Genomic DNA, 13,485 nt, shown 5'->3' on the forward strand with positions numbered 1-13,485 from the left:
ATCAGCGGATCAGGTCAACGGCCGGCGGCGGTGCGCCATTGCTTGATGAAATCCAGACGCTTCTTCGGTTCCAGGAACGCCAGGATCGATTCGTCCACCGGAATCGGCTTGATCGTGTTGCCCAGAATCTTCTTCAGGCCGGCGGCGGTGGCTTCGCCCGTCACGTCGTCGCGCAGCGAGTGCAGATCCGACTTGTTGGCGAGAATTTCCTGGCCGCGCTTGGACAGGATGTAGTCCAGCCACAGCTTGGCCGCGTTCGGGTTCTTGGCTTTCTTGGCGATCATCGCCACGCGCGACACCACGAGCGTGTAGTCCTTCGGATAGACGATGCCGATCGACGGGTCCTTCTTGGCGCGCGCAATCGCGTACGAACCGAGGATGTTGTACGCCACCAGGTTTTCGCCCGAGGCCACGCGCTCCATCATCGTGCCGGTGGAGGACTGCAGCACCAGGTTCGGGCCCACGGCCTTGACGAAGTCGAAGTACTGCGGCGAGTCGACGTTGTCCTGCGCGGCCATCATGAAGCCGACGGCGGACTTCTCGATGTCGTACGTCGTGACCTTGTTCTTGAAGCGTTCGGGCTGGCTGGCCACCAGCTTGGCGAAGTCGGCGTGCGTCTGCGGGACTTCGCTGTCCTTGATCAGGCGCTTGTTGTACAGGAACACGGCCGGCTCGTACGTGGTGCCGTAGGCCAGGCCCTTGTAGACAGCCCACTTCGGCAGGTTCTGCACTTCCGGCGAGTCGTACTTCATCGCGTAGCTCTGGGCCAGCTTGAGCTGCGAATCCATCGACGAGTTCCACATCATGTCAGCCGACGCGCCGCCTGCAGCCTGCTCACTGATGAAGCGGTTGTACAGCTCGCTGCTGTTCATGTCGTTGTACTCGACCTTCACGCCAGGGTAGAGCGACTCGAAATCCTTGATCAGCGGGTCGGCGGCCTTGGTGTCGGTCGTCGCGTACACGACCACCTTGCCTTCCTTCTTGGCGGCGGCGACGGTGTCGGCGTAGTTGGCGGGATAGCCGGCCGGGACTTGCGCGACGGCGGCGGTGCTGAGGGTCAGTGCGGCAGCGGCAATTGAAGCGAGAGCGGCGTGCGCGGGCGTAAAGCGGCCACGAAGCATGGGTTTGTCTCCTGTTTGCTTGTGATGGTGTGGGGCCGGCTACTTATGGCGTGGCGCGTGTAGCTCGGGCGGATGGCCCCCGGTGCGGCGGATTATAGAAATCGCCCGCTTTCGTCACGCTTTCATTGCGGCTGCTGCGTCGCAGCATGTTCGGCAGACGCAGCGGCGCCCGCCAGCGGTACGCGAATCCGCGCAGACAAGCCGACGCCGCCGTGCGCGTTCGGCTCCCCATCGGCCAATTCGATTTGCCCGCCGCTACGCGCCGCATAGGCACGTGCGATGGCCAATCCGAGCCCTGAGCCCTCAGCGGCATAGCGGGCATCTTTGGGCGCGTCTTTGGGTTTACCCGAGCGACTTACGCCCTCGTGTGCTCGGCGGAAACGCTGGAACGCATGCGCGCGCTCTTCGGCGCTCATGCCGGGCCCGGTGTCGTCCACGCAGACCAGTGCGGTATCGCCGTCGGCCGTGGCGCGCACGGTGACGCGGCCGCCGGCCGGCGTGTAGCGGATGGCGTTGTGCACGAGATTCGAGAGCGCCTCGCGCAGGAACGCTGGATAGCCGATGACGGGCAGCGCCATGAGGTGGCCGCCGTCATCCCAGCCGAGATCCTGATGTTTTTCACGCGCCAACGGCAGCGCATCGACCACCACGCCGCGTGCCAATTCACCCAGGTCGAAGGTTTCTGCCGGCGCGTCCTGTCCCGCATGCCGTGCGCGGGCGAGCGCGAGCAATTGTGTGGTCAGCCGGTTTGTCGACTGCAAACGCGCGATGATGGCGGACAGGCTTTCGCGCACGCGCGCCGGGTCGGTCTCGCGCAGCGCGTATTCGGCTTGCGTGAGCAGCACGGCCAGCGGTGTACGCAGCTGGTGCGACGCATCGGCAAGAAACTGGCTTTGCGCCTCCGCGAGTTCGGCGTAGCGATGAATGTGGTGGTTGATCGCGTCGACCAGCGGGCGGACTTCGGCAGGCACATCGGTGGCGTCCAGCGGCCGGAGGTCATCCGATGCGCGCACGCCGATGCTGCGTGCCAGACGATTGAGCGGCTTGAGCGCGACGGTCACGCCGAGCCACAGCAGCGCCGCGCTGACCGCCACCAGCGCCGCATCGCGCAGCAGCGTGCCGCGCCACACCGCCTGCTGCAGCGCGCGCCGCGTCTCGATGGTTTCCGCGACCTGAATGACGATGCGCGCCGGCAGCCCCGGCTGATACAGCGGCTTCGCCACGGCCGCCACGCGTACGGGCTCGTCGTGGTACGTCGCGTCGTAGAAGAGTGGGGTGTCGTTTTCCAGCCGCGTAACCGGCAGCGGCAGATCGTCGTAACCGGTCAGCGCGGCTTCGGGCGCCTTGCCCGGCAAGGGTTCGAAAGCGACGCGGTAATAGACGTTGCTCTGCGCGGTCGATTCGAACATGGACAACGCCACGTACGGCACGTTGACCTGCACTTGCCCGCGCTCGATCGTCACGCCGTTTTCGATGGCGCGCACCGAGCCGAGCAGCGCGCGGTCATACGCGCGATCCGTTGCGCCGCGCAGCGCCTGGTACGCCGAAACGATGTCGATGGCCAGTACCCCCACCAGCCCCGGCAGCAACAACCAGAGCAGCGTGAGTTTCAGGCTGCGCGGCAGCCGGAGCCGGGCGAGCCGCTGCATCATGCGCTGCTGTCGCCCGCGGCTGGCGTTTCACCGTCGCCGGCTTCGAGCATGTAGCCCAGTCCCCGCACGGTGACGATCTGTACGCCCATGCCTGCCAGCTTCTTGCGCAGGCGGTGCACGACCACCTCCACGGCGTCGGGGCTCGAATCGCTGTCCAGGTTGAAGACCTTGTCGAACAAATGCACCTTGCTGATCGGCTGGCCGGTCTTGTGCAGCAGTGCCGACAGGGCGGCATGCTCGCGCGGGGTGAGCGCCAGCGGCTCGCCCGACAGCAGGAATGCCTTGCGCCCGGTGTCGAACTCCAGCGGCCCGCAACGCAGACGCGGGAACGCCCGGCCGCGGCTGCGGCGGATGAGCGCCATCAACCGCGCTTCCAGCTCGGACAGCGCGAACGGCTTGGTGAGGAAATCGTCCGCGCCGGCATTGAGCCCGCGCACGCGTTCATCCAGCGCGCCCTGCGCCGTGAGGATCAGCACCGGCGTGCGGTCGTCACGCGCGCGCATGTCGGCCAGTACGGCAAAGCCATCCTTGCGCGGCAAGCGCAGGTCCAGCACCACCGCATCAAATTCTCCGGAGCCGAGGAAGGCTTCCGCGATGACGCCATCGGCAGCTCGCTCGATCACGAAGCCGCTCTGCGCCAGCGCACGTGCCAGCCAGGCCGCCAATTCGTCCTCATCCTCCACCAGCAAAATCCGCATCGGGTGTCTCTCAATATCGTTCTGACTACTTTTTCATGATAATGCGTGGCGCCTGCATCTCGATCTCCGTGTCTACGGGATGCGGCTCCCGTAGCGCTTCAACCGGCATGTCGTCCATCTCAAATTCCCGTCGCCGCTGGCTTTGTCAGACCGCCGCATTGCTGGCTGCAAGCGGCGTGGTTGCGCGAGGGGCGCATGCTCAGTGGCTGGCGCGATCGACGCCGGAGCTGCCGTCGTACTATCCGCGCGACTACGGCGCGATGGTCGACGCCGCACGCCGCGAAGGCCGTGTCACGGTGTATTCGACGACGGATTTCTCGGCCGCGTACCCGCTGATCCGCGCCTTTGAAACGCGCTACCCCGGCATCACCGTCGATTACCGCGAGCAGAACAGCGACGATCTCTACCGCCGCTTCCTCGCGGAATTCGCCGCCAAGTCACCCGGCGCCGACGTGGTCTGGAGTTCGGCCATGCCCGAGCAGTTCAAGCTCGTGAATGACGGGCACGCACTCCCGTATGCCTCGCCCGAGCGGCCTTACCTGCCGTCGTGGGCCATCTGGAAAAACGAGGCGTACGGCACGAGCTACGAGCCGGTCGTCTTCGTCTACAACGCGCGCCAGTTGCCGGCGGAGTTGATTCCTTCCACTCACGCCGACTTCGCCCGCATTCTGAATGGCCATCGGGATTTGCTGCGCGGGCGCGTCGCCTCGTACGACATCGAGCACTCCGGTTCCGCCTTCCTTTTCGCCGCGGAAGATGCGCGGACAACGCCGGTGTTCTGGGATGTTGCCAAGGCATTGGGTGGGGTCAACGTCAACCTGTACATCACCACGGCCGCGATGCTGGAGCGCGTCGCCTCGGGCGAAAGCCTGCTCGCCTACGACGTGATCGGCTCCTATGCCGCGCGCTACGCCGATCGCAATCCGGCGCTGGCCATCAAGATGCCCACCGACTACACGCTGGTCGCGACGCGGGTCGCCTTTATCGCGCGGCGCGCTGCCCGCCCGAACGCCGCGCGCCTCTGGCTCGACTTCATGCTCTCGCGCGACGGGCAGAGCGTGATGGCGGACCGCGCGTTCCTGTTTTCGCTGCGCCAGGACGTTGAGACGGGGCTCACTGCGAAGCGCCTGCTCGCCGAGCTAGGCAATACGCATCGGCCCATTCCGGTCGGTCCGGGTTTACTCGCCCATCAAGATCAGCTCCGCCGTGCCGATTTCCTGAAGAGATGGCGCGCCGCACTTGGCCGATAAAAGAGAATTAAAAGTCACTTCAAGCCCTGACGTGGCGCGAAGGCGACAAATCGCAGCGGCCGTCGATTGCTGAATTTGGGTGCGCGGGAAAGGGGCGCAATCGCCCGCCAGACCGTGTGCCACCGCGTAAAAAGCGGGTTGCGCCCCCCTTCTACAGGGCCTGGGCGCGTGTTGCCCATGAGCAACAACTTGGCCGCAAATCGTGGCCCAGAGCCAGAAAGGGTTTCCGGAATCCGTCAACGCTGGCACATAATGCGGTCAGACGTGAGGTATCTGCGTCGTCCATAAGGACAGTCAAGATTTCCCAATCAGTTGACAAGGAAAGTGTCGATATGAAGATGAAACTGTTTGCAGCTGCTGTGGCAGCTCTGGCCGCCGGTGGCGCCTATGCACAATCCTCCGTGACCCTGTACGGCGTGGTCGACGCTGGTCTGACCTACGCAAACAAGGTGCCGGGCGCAACCGCTGGTTCGAGCGGCTCGCGTTTTGGCCTGGATTCGGGCGGCCTGTCGGGCTCGCGTTGGGGCCTGCGTGGCGTTGAAGACCTGGGCGGTGGCCTGAAGGGTATCTTCAACCTGGAAAGCGGCTTCAACCTGGACACCGGCACGTCGGGTCAAGGTGGTCGTCTGTTCGGCCGTAACGCCTACGTTGGTCTGCAAGGCCAGTGGGGTCAACTGACCCTGGGTCGTCAGCAAAACCTGCTGTACGACTTCTCGCTGATCTATGACCCGATGGCAATCGCCACGCGTTACTCGCTGGCTTCGCAAGACCAGTTCTTCTCTGGCCGTGCTGACAACGCCGTCAAGTACGTCGGTACGTTCGGTGGCCTGAGCGTCTCCGGTCTGTACTCGTTCAACTACAACGGCAACGAAGTCGCTGGCAGCAACAAGACCGGCCGCGAGTGGAGCCTGGGTGCTAACTACGCTGGCGGCCCGCTGGGTATCGGCGCAGTGTACGACCAAACCAACTCGACGACCGTTGGTAGCGACAACAAGGAACAACGCGCCACGATCGCTGGCACGTACGCTTTCGGCCCGGCTAAGCTGTACGCTGGCTACCGTTGGTACAAGGCTAACTACGCAACTGTTGCTGGCAACGGCAACCTGCGTTCGAACCTGTACTGGGCTGGCCTGGGTTACCAAGCTACTCCGGCTCTGTCGCTGACGGGTACGGCTTACTACCAACAGTTCAAGAACAGCGGCACGGGCAACCCGTGGCTGTTCGTGGTCGGCACCGACTACGCTCTGTCGAAGCGCACCGACGCGTACTTCAACCTGGCCTATGCTAAGAACAGCGGCGGCTCGGGTCTGGGCGTGATCGGCCTGAACGACTCCGGCTACGCTGGCACGACGCTGACGAACGGCAGCCAAGTGTTCTCGGGCCCGAACAACAGCAACAACCAGTTCGGCGCTACGGTTGGCCTGCGTCACAAGTTCTAATTTGACGCGCTCGTAAGGGCGCATCGAATTAAACGGTTAAACGCCGATCCCGAAAGGGATCGGCGTTTTTCTTTGTGTGGACGATTTGCAGTGCGCATGCATGGCGGAAACAGTGCCGCGAGTCGGCTTGGCTGGCATGCGAGCTTCAGCGGGTGAGATAGGCGTGCAGGCGAAGCAGGGGCAAGGGGCGCTTGCTGCCTTACGACGGGCATACGTTCAGGGCGGGCAGCGAAGGTGCGGGGCGAGGGTAGCTCGACGTACGTAGCCCAGCTTTTGGTACGTTGGATTGATTGTTCGTGGAGGAGGGAATGAAGCCAAAGTGGCCCTTTCCTCGCCAACGAGTCGGCTTGACGCTCAGCGTGCGGGCATAAAAAACGGCGGCACATCGGCCGCCGTTTGTGTATTCCGGAAACCAATCGCTTACTGCTGTTCTTCGTCGTCCTGCGAGGGCATCGGCACGTTGCGACGCGTAGGCGCGGGCCGTTTGCCGACCACGATGGTCAGTTCCACAGCCTTGCCCTTGCGCGATACCGTCACCTTGGCTTCCGCGCCGGGTTTCAGCTGCGCGATGCTGTTGAGCAGCGCCGTCGTATCCAGGATCGGCTCGCCGTTGACGCTGGTGAGAATGTCCCCCGGGCGCAGGCCAGCCTTGTCCGCTGGGCCGCCTTGAACCACGGCGGCAATGAGCGCGCCATCCTTGCGTGATAAGCCAAACGACTCGGCGATTTCCGGCGTTACATCCTGCGGCTCGACACCGATCCAGCCGCGGACCACGCTACCCGTCGAGATAATCGACTCCATCACCTGCTTGGCCAGCGAGACCGGAATCGCGAAGCCGATGCCCAGCGAACCGCCCGAGCGTGAGTAAATCGCTGTGTTGATCCCGAGGAGGTTGCCGTCAGCGTCGACGAGCGCACCGCCCGAGTTGCCGGGGTTGATCGCGGCGTCGGTCTGGATGAAGTTTTCGAAGGTGTTGATGCCCAAATGGCTGCGGCCCAGCGCGGAGACAATACCCATCGTCACCGTCTGGCCCACGCCGAACGGGTTGCCAATGGCCAGCACCACGTCGCCGACGCGCACATTCTCCAGCCGGCCCAGCGTAATGGCGGGCAAATTCGGGAGGTTGATCTTGAGGACCGCCAAGTCGGTTTCCGGATCGGAGCCGACCACCTTGGCGTTGGCCTTGCGGCCGTCGGTCAGGGCGACCTCGATTTCGTCGGCGCCGTCCACGACGTGGTGGTTCGTTAGAATGTAGCCTTCCGAGCTGACGATTACGCCTGAGCCGAGGCTGGCCGTGGGTTCCTGGCGTTGCTCAGGGGCGCGGTCGCCGAAGAAGAAGCGAAACCACGGGTCAGCGCTGGCTTGAGGGTTGCTGCCGCGCTTCGGCGCGTTCTTGCTGCTGAAGATGTTGACCACCGCCGGCATCGCGACCTTGGCAGCTTCCGCGTAGGAGTTGCTGGAGGTGCCGCCGTGGCCGATCGGCGCGACTTCCTTGAGCGCGACGATGGGCGAGCCGGATTGCACTGCGACCTTGCCGCGCTGCAGCCAATCAGGCTTGAGCGTGGCGATCACAAACCAGACGGCCAGGACGACCGTGACGGCTTGCGCAAAAAACAGCCAAAAGCGGCGCAACATAGAGCGAAATTGAGTCCAAATGGATCGAAAAGAACTTGAATTGTACTTGAACGACCTGTTGCAGGCGCCCCGTTTTCGGGACTATTGCCCCAACGGTCTGCAGGTGCAAGGGCGCGAAACCATTACGCACATCGTGACGGGGGTCACGGCCAGCCTGGCCTTGATCGAGGCCGCCATCGAAGCGCGTGCCGACGCCATCCTCGTGCACCACGGTTACTTCTGGAAGGGTGAGGACGGCCGTGTCGTGGGCCAAAAGCATGCGCGCCTGAAGCAACTCCTGGCGAACGATCTCAACTTGTTCGCATATCACCTGCCGCTCGATGCGCACCCTGATCTGGGCAACAACGCGCAGTTGGGCGCGTTGCTCGGCATCACGCCACAAGGCCGGTTCGGCGACGATGACCTGGGCTGGATTGGCGCGCTTCCCGAGGCGACCACGCTAGGCGCTTTCGCGCAGACGGTGTCGGCAAAGCTGAATCGGGCGCCGCTCTTGATCGGCGACGACAATCGTCCGGTGCGTACCGTCGGCTGGTGCACGGGCGGTGCTCAAGGCTGGTTTGATGCCGCCGTGGCCGCCGGTGTGGACGTGTATCTGAGTGGTGAAGCGTCGGAACAGACCACGCATCTGGCGCGTGAATCGGGTGTGGCCTATATCGGCGCCGGCCACCACGCCACCGAGCGGGGCGGCGTGCGGGCGCTCGGCAACCATCTCGCCGAGCGTTTTGGCGTACGTCACACCTTCATCGATATCCCGAATCCGGTGTGAAGCCGGCTCCAATTACGACTTGTTCTTGAGGCTGTCGCGAATCTCGCGCAGCAGCTGGATGTCTTCCGGCGTTTCGGCGGGGGCCGTCGGCGGGTTGGCGTCGATCACGCGCGTGACGGCGCGCACCATCAAGAACACGATAAACGCCAGAATCAGAAAATTGACCGCCACGGTGATGAAGTTGCCGTAGGCAAAGACTGGCACGCCGGCCTTCTTCAGATCAACCAAGGTATGAGGCACGCCCGCGGGCGCCTCTGCCAGTTGGATGAACAGATTCGAGAAATCCAGCTTGCCAACGATACGGCTGATCAGCGGCATGATCAGATCATTGACAAGCGAATCGACGATTTTGCCGAACGCCGCGCCGATGATCACGCCCACTGCGAGGTCGATCACGTTGCCGCGCATCGCGAATTTCTTGAAGTCTTGCATCAGTGCCATCGGTTTTCTCCGGATTGTTTGATTCGAGACAAACGGTCAAGCTAGCGAACGGTTGACCTGAATTGTTGAAAGCGAGGTTGCAAGAGACATGCCGAAGCCTTGCCTGGACTGGGCTGGCGGGCAATCGGTGCGTCCACTATATCCGCAACGGACGCCCCCCGCGACCGCTACCGTTGGCTAGGTACGCTCGGGTATAATTTTCGGTTGACGCGAATCTATCTTGATTTCTCACCCTGGGGTCTTGAATGAGTGACCAGCAAAACGTGGACAAGGGTCGCCGCAATCTATTGATTGCGACGTCCGTGGCTGGTGGTGTGGGAGGGGTTGCAGTTGCGGCCCCTTTCGTTTGCACATTCGCACCATCTGAAAAAGCCCGTGCAGCGGGCGCGCCCGTAGAGGCGGACGTGAGCGACCTGGCCCCGGGCCAGATGAAGGTGGTGGAATGGCGCGGCAAGCCGGTCTGGCTGCTCAAACGCACGCCCGACATGCTGGAGTCGCTCAAGAAGACCGATAACGAAGTCGCCGACCCCAAGTCCGACGTGCCCTTCACCATGAAGACGCCGGACTACTGCAAGAACGAAACCCGCTCCCGTGCCGAGCATAAAGACCTGCTGGTCGTGGTCGGCATCTGCTCCCATCTTGGCTGCTCCCCGTCCGGTCCGTTCCCCGCAGGTGCCAACGTGCAGCTTGCCGGAGACCCCGGCTTCGTCTGCCCGTGCCATGGCTCCACGTTCGACCTGGCTGGGCGCGTGTTCAAGAACAAGCCCGCGCCGCAGAACCTCGACGTTCCGCCGTACATGTTCCTGTCCGACACGAAGCTGGTGATCGGTAAAGACGAGAAAGGAGAGGCTTGATCATGGCCGAGAAGAAGGTGGAGACAACCGGGCTGCTGGGCTGGATCGATGCACGCTTCCCGGCATCGGATCTGTGGAAGGCGCATCTGTCCGAGTACTACGCGCCGAAGAATTTCAACTTCTGGTATTTCTTCGGGTCGCTGGCGCTGCTGGTGCTGGTGATCCAGATCGTCACGGGTATTTTCCTGGTGATGAACTACAAGCCGGACGGCACGCTCAACGCCGCCGGCATCCCCGTCGCCTATGCGAGCGTGGAGTTCATCATGCGCGAGGTGCCGTGGGGCTGGCTGGTGCGCTATATGCACTCGACCGGCGCGTCGGCGTTCTTCATCGTCGTGTATCTGCACATGTTCCGCGGCATGCTGTACGGCTCGTACCGTAAGCCGCGCGAGCTGGTCTGGATCTTCGGCTGCCTGATCTTCCTGTGCCTGATGGCCGAAGCCTTCATGGGCTATCTGCTGCCGTGGGGCCAGATGTCGTACTGGGGCGCGCAGGTCATCGTGAATCTGTTCTCCGCCATTCCGCTGATCGGCCCGGACCTGTCGCTGTGGATCCGCGGTGACTACGTGGTGTCGGACGCGACGCTGAACCGCTTCTTCTCGTTCCACGTCATCGCTGTGCCGCTGGTGCTGCTGGGCTTGGTGGTGGCGCACATCATCGCCCTGCACGAAGTGGGTTCGAACAACCCGGACGGCGTCGAGATCAAGGCCAAGAAGGACGAGCGCGGCATTCCGCTCGACGGCATTCCGTTCCACCCGTATTACTCGGTGCACGACATCGTCGGCGTGGCGGTGTTCCTGTTCATCTTCAGCGCGATTGTGTTCTTCGCGCCGGAAATGGGCGGCTACTTCCTGGAAGCCAACAACTTCATCCCGGCAGACTCGCTGAAGACCCCGCCGCACATTGCGCCGGTCTGGTACTTCACGCCGTTCTACTCGATGCTGCGCGCGACCACGTCGGACTTCCTGCCGTGGCTGTGGGGCTTCATCGCAATCATGCTGGGTCTGCTCTTCGTGCGCTCCAAGAGCATGAAGGTCAAGGGCGTGGCGGTGGCTGTGGCCGTGATTCTGGCGCTGGGCTTCGCGTTCATCGACGCGAAGTTCTGGGGCGTGGTCGTGATGGGCGGGTCGGTGGTGATCTTCTTCTTCCTGCCGTGGCTGGACCAGTCGCCGGTCAAGTCGATCCGTTATCGCCCGGGCTTCCACAAGACGCTGCTGATCGTCTTCGTGATCGCCTTTGCGGTGCTGGGCTACCTGGGTATCCAGCCGCCGAGCCCGATCGGTTCGATCGTTTCGCAGATCGGCACCATTCTTTACTTCGCGTTCTTCCTCGCGATGCCGATCTGGAGCCAGATCGGGACGTTCAAGCCAGTGCCCGAGCGCGTCACGTTCACGCCGCACTGATAGAGCCCGCGCACAAGGACCCATGAAGGACACAAGAATGAAAAAGCTGCTTGCGATTTTCGCCTTGGCCGGTCTCGTGTTTGCCGCGCCCGTGATGGCCAATGAGGGCGGCTTGCCGCTCGATCCGGCGCCCAACCAGTCCAGCGACACGTCTGCGCTGCAGCGCGGCGCCAAGCTGTTCGTCAATTACTGCCTGAATTGCCATGGCGCCAGCGCCATGCGCTACAACCGTCTGCGCGACATCGGTTTGAGCGAAGAGCAGATCAAGCAGAACCTGCTGTTCTCGTCGGACAAGGTCGGCGACACGATGCACATCGCCATGGACCGCGAGGACGCCAAGAAGTGGTTTGGCGCTGTACCTCCGGACCTTTCCGTGATTGCCCGGGCGCGCGGCAGCGACTGGCTCTACACCTATCTGCGCACGTTCTACCGTGACGACACGCGTCCGACCGGCTGGAACAACCTCGTCTTCGACAAGGTTGGCATGCCGCATGTGCTGTGGGAGCTGCAAGGCCAGCAAGTGCCGAAGTACGCCGAAGTGAAGTCCGAGCACGGCGAGGCCGAGAAGAAGCTCGTCGGCTTTGAGGTGTCGGTTCCGGGCAAGATGAACAAGGTCGAATATGACCAGGCAGTGGCCGATCTGGTCAGTTATCTGGACTGGATGGCGGAGCCCGCCGGCAACCTGCGCAAGCGTCTCGGTGTGTGGGTATTGTTGTTCATTGGCGTGTTCTTCGTGCTGGCCTGGCGCCTGAATGCGGCCTATTGGAAGGACATCAAGTAAAATCCGTGTTTTCCGGGCAAGGGCTAGGCCGGTGGAGAACTGGCTCTAGCCCTTTGCCTTTTCGCTTTTTGTGCCGTGGCGATGTCATTTGTCGTCACGGTTGTACCGTCATCGGGCCGCCCCCGGCCCATGCGCCAAGGAACTACAACCATGATGGTCTTGTACTCGGGCACCACTTGCCCGTTCTCGCAGCGTTGCCGCCTCGTCCTGTTCGAAAAGGGCATGGATTTCGAGATTCGCGACGTCGATCTCTTCAACAAGCCGGAAGATATCGCGGTGATGAACCCGTACGGCCAGGTGCCCATCCTGGTTGAGCGCGATCTGATTCTGTACGAGTCGAACATCATCAACGAATACATCGACGAGCGCTTCCCGCACCCGCAGCTGATGCCGGCTGATCCGGTGCAGCGCGCCCGCGCCCGCCTGTTCCTGTTCAACTTCGAAAAGGAACTGTTCACGCACGTTTCCGTGCTCGAGAACGAAAAGGGCAAGGCCGCCGAGAAGAACCACGAGAAGGCGCGTGCGGCCATCCGCGACCGGCTCACGCAGCTGGCTCCGATCTTCCTCAAGAACAAGTACATGCTGGGCGAAGAGTTCTCGATGCTGGACGTGGCGATTGCGCCGCTGCTGTGGCGCCTGGACCACTACGGCATTGAAGTCTCGAAGAATGCCGCCCCGTTGATGAAATACGCTGAGCGTATCTTCAGCCGTCCGGCGTATATTGAAGCGCTGACGCCGTCCGAAAAGGTCATGCGCCGCTGATCGCCGCCGGGTCGCTGGCCGTGCCCGGGCTGAGCCTGCGCGCGGCCGCGCCCAACGGTCACTGATTTCATCATGTCGGAAACTTCCACCAAGCCCTATCTGATCCGTGCAATCTACGAATGGTGCACGGACAACGGCTTCACGCCGTATATCGCTGTCTTCGTCGACAACAGCACCAACGTGCCGCGCGAGTTCGTGAAGAACGACGAAATCGTGCTGAACGTCAGCTTTGACGCGACCAGCCAGCTCGACATGGGCAACGAGTGGATCACGTTCCACGCACGCTTCTCGGGCGTGTCGCGCAAGATCGAGGTGCCGATCGAGAACGTGCTCGCCGTGTATGCGCGCGAGAACGGTCAAGGTATGGCATTCCCGGTGGAGCGCAGCACGCCGGCCACACAGGCCGCGACCGAACGCGAGAACAATCCGCCGCCCAAGCTGGCCGCGGTGGATTCGGAGTCGGCACCTGCGCCGGCCCCCGCCGAAGCGGAAACCGGCCCGGAAGATGAGCCGACACCGCCAAACGTGCCGCGCATCGGTGGAAAGCCCGCGCTAAAGGTCGTCAAGTAACGCGTGTTAGGTTAGAATCGCGTTTCTTTGCCGGCTTAGCTCATCTGGTAGAGCAGTTGATTTGTAATCATCAGGTGGCGGGTTCGAGTCCTGCAGCCGGCACCAATAAAATC

General features: G+C 62.7%; 13 protein-coding genes and 1 tRNA gene. 9 read left to right on the plus strand and 5 right to left on the minus strand.

Translation table 11 applies throughout. The features are described 5' to 3' along the window. Positions 1 to 14: 14 nt before the first annotated feature. The 3 genes from R2676_RS18260 to R2676_RS18270 form a co-directional block, all read right to left on the minus strand. Complete coding sequence (locus R2676_RS18260; protein ID WP_206274104.1) at positions 15 to 1,121, minus strand: ABC transporter substrate-binding protein; 1,107 nt, start codon at positions 1,119 to 1,121, stop codon at positions 15 to 17. Between the two features lie 122 nt (positions 1,122 to 1,243). After that, complete coding sequence (locus R2676_RS18265) at positions 1,244 to 2,773, minus strand: sensor histidine kinase (RefSeq protein WP_206274103.1); 1,530 nt, start codon at positions 2,771 to 2,773, stop codon at positions 1,244 to 1,246. Then, positions 2,770 to 3,471, minus strand: coding sequence for a response regulator (locus R2676_RS18270; RefSeq protein ID WP_027680218.1), 702 nt, complete (start codon positions 3,469 to 3,471; stop codon positions 2,770 to 2,772). The genes R2676_RS18265 and R2676_RS18270 overlap by 4 nt, the downstream gene beginning before the upstream one ends. A 107-nt stretch (positions 3,472 to 3,578) precedes the next feature. Between R2676_RS18270 and R2676_RS18275 the strand changes: the two genes are divergently transcribed. Beyond that, positions 3,579 to 4,721: an extracellular solute-binding protein gene (locus R2676_RS18275; RefSeq protein WP_206274102.1), complete on the plus strand. Its 1,143-nt coding sequence runs from the start codon at positions 3,579 to 3,581 to the stop codon at positions 4,719 to 4,721. A 332-nt stretch (positions 4,722 to 5,053) separates the two neighbouring features. Beyond that, positions 5,054 to 6,160 carry a porin gene (locus tag R2676_RS18280; RefSeq protein ID WP_206274101.1) on the plus strand — a complete coding sequence of 369 codons (1,107 nt, stop codon included), beginning with the start codon at positions 5,054 to 5,056 and terminating at the stop codon, positions 6,158 to 6,160. Positions 6,161 to 6,580: 420 nt separating this feature from the next. Here R2676_RS18280 and R2676_RS18285 read toward each other — a convergent pair whose 3' ends face one another. Next, complete coding sequence (locus tag R2676_RS18285; RefSeq protein WP_027680215.1) at positions 6,581 to 7,795, minus strand: Do family serine endopeptidase; 1,215 nt, start codon at positions 7,793 to 7,795, stop codon at positions 6,581 to 6,583. A gap of 19 nt (positions 7,796 to 7,814) precedes the next feature. Here R2676_RS18285 and R2676_RS18290 point away from each other — a divergent pair, with 19 nt between their 5' ends. Continuing rightward, positions 7,815 to 8,561: a Nif3-like dinuclear metal center hexameric protein gene (locus tag R2676_RS18290; protein ID WP_206274100.1), complete on the plus strand. Its 747-nt coding sequence runs from the start codon at positions 7,815 to 7,817 to the stop codon at positions 8,559 to 8,561. Between the two features lie 12 nt (positions 8,562 to 8,573). On the opposite strand, the gene mscL is transcribed toward R2676_RS18290, so the two are convergent. Continuing rightward, complete coding sequence (gene mscL, locus R2676_RS18295; protein ID WP_027680213.1) at positions 8,574 to 9,002, minus strand: large conductance mechanosensitive channel protein MscL; 429 nt, start codon at positions 9,000 to 9,002, stop codon at positions 8,574 to 8,576. Positions 9,003 to 9,247: 245 nt separating this feature from the next. Between mscL and petA the strand changes: the two genes are divergently transcribed. The 6 genes from petA to R2676_RS18325 all read left to right on the plus strand — a co-directional run bounded on the left by petA (position 9,248) and on the right by R2676_RS18325 (position 13,477). After that, on the plus strand, positions 9,248 to 9,856 hold the full coding sequence (petA, locus tag R2676_RS18300; protein ID WP_009241960.1) for a ubiquinol-cytochrome c reductase iron-sulfur subunit: 609 nt from the start codon (positions 9,248 to 9,250) through the stop codon (positions 9,854 to 9,856). Then, positions 9,856 to 11,259 (plus strand): cytochrome b, encoded by a 1,404-nt coding sequence (locus tag R2676_RS18305; RefSeq protein ID WP_206274154.1) that lies wholly within the window; start codon positions 9,856 to 9,858, stop codon positions 11,257 to 11,259. Before petA ends, R2676_RS18305 begins: the two co-directional genes overlap by 1 nt. 37 nt (positions 11,260 to 11,296) lie before the next feature. Beyond that, positions 11,297 to 12,040, plus strand: coding sequence for a cytochrome c1 (locus R2676_RS18310; protein ID WP_206274099.1), 744 nt, complete (start codon positions 11,297 to 11,299; stop codon positions 12,038 to 12,040). Between the two features lie 150 nt (positions 12,041 to 12,190). Then, the gene (locus tag R2676_RS18315; RefSeq protein WP_004634649.1) at positions 12,191 to 12,802 is read left to right on the plus strand and encodes a glutathione S-transferase N-terminal domain-containing protein; all 612 of its coding nucleotides are present in this window, start codon (positions 12,191 to 12,193) and stop codon (positions 12,800 to 12,802) included. Between the two features lie 72 nt (positions 12,803 to 12,874). After that, entirely contained in the window at positions 12,875 to 13,372 is a 498-nt protein-coding gene (locus R2676_RS18320) for a ClpXP protease specificity-enhancing factor (protein WP_206274098.1), read from the plus strand. Between the two features lie 29 nt (positions 13,373 to 13,401). After that, positions 13,402 to 13,477, plus strand: a tRNA-Thr gene (locus tag R2676_RS18325). The last annotated feature ends 8 nt before the right edge of the window (positions 13,478 to 13,485 follow it).

The sequence above is a fragment of the Ralstonia flatus genome, assembly GCF_958439105.1.
GTDB lineage: Bacteria > Pseudomonadota > Gammaproteobacteria > Burkholderiales > Burkholderiaceae > Ralstonia > Ralstonia flatus.

What these genes read in the sequence shown, in the direction of transcription:
- R2676_RS18260 (WP_206274104.1), bottom strand. Translation starts at nt 1,121, where the DNA reads ATGCTTCGTGGCCGCTTTACGCCCGCGCACGCCGCTCTCGCTTCAATT.
- R2676_RS18265 (WP_206274103.1), bottom strand. Translation starts at nt 2,773, where the DNA reads ATGATGCAGCGGCTCGCCCGGCTCCGGCTGCCGCGCAGCCTGAAACTC.
- R2676_RS18270 (WP_027680218.1), bottom strand. Translation starts at nt 3,471, where the DNA reads ATGCGGATTTTGCTGGTGGAGGATGAGGACGAATTGGCGGCCTGGCTG.
- R2676_RS18275 (WP_206274102.1), top strand. Translation starts at nt 3,579, where the DNA reads ATGTCGTCCATCTCAAATTCCCGTCGCCGCTGGCTTTGTCAGACCGCC.
- R2676_RS18280 (WP_206274101.1), top strand. Translation starts at nt 5,054, where the DNA reads ATGAAGATGAAACTGTTTGCAGCTGCTGTGGCAGCTCTGGCCGCCGGT.
- R2676_RS18285 (WP_027680215.1), bottom strand. Translation starts at nt 7,795, where the DNA reads ATGTTGCGCCGCTTTTGGCTGTTTTTTGCGCAAGCCGTCACGGTCGTC.
- R2676_RS18290 (WP_206274100.1), top strand. Translation starts at nt 7,815, where the DNA reads ATGGATCGAAAAGAACTTGAATTGTACTTGAACGACCTGTTGCAGGCG.
- mscL (WP_027680213.1), bottom strand. Translation starts at nt 9,002, where the DNA reads ATGGCACTGATGCAAGACTTCAAGAAATTCGCGATGCGCGGCAACGTG.
- petA (WP_009241960.1), top strand. Translation starts at nt 9,248, where the DNA reads ATGAGTGACCAGCAAAACGTGGACAAGGGTCGCCGCAATCTATTGATT.
- R2676_RS18310 (WP_206274099.1), top strand. Translation starts at nt 11,297, where the DNA reads ATGAAAAAGCTGCTTGCGATTTTCGCCTTGGCCGGTCTCGTGTTTGCC.
- R2676_RS18315 (WP_004634649.1), top strand. Translation starts at nt 12,191, where the DNA reads ATGATGGTCTTGTACTCGGGCACCACTTGCCCGTTCTCGCAGCGTTGC.
- R2676_RS18320 (WP_206274098.1), top strand. Translation starts at nt 12,875, where the DNA reads ATGTCGGAAACTTCCACCAAGCCCTATCTGATCCGTGCAATCTACGAA.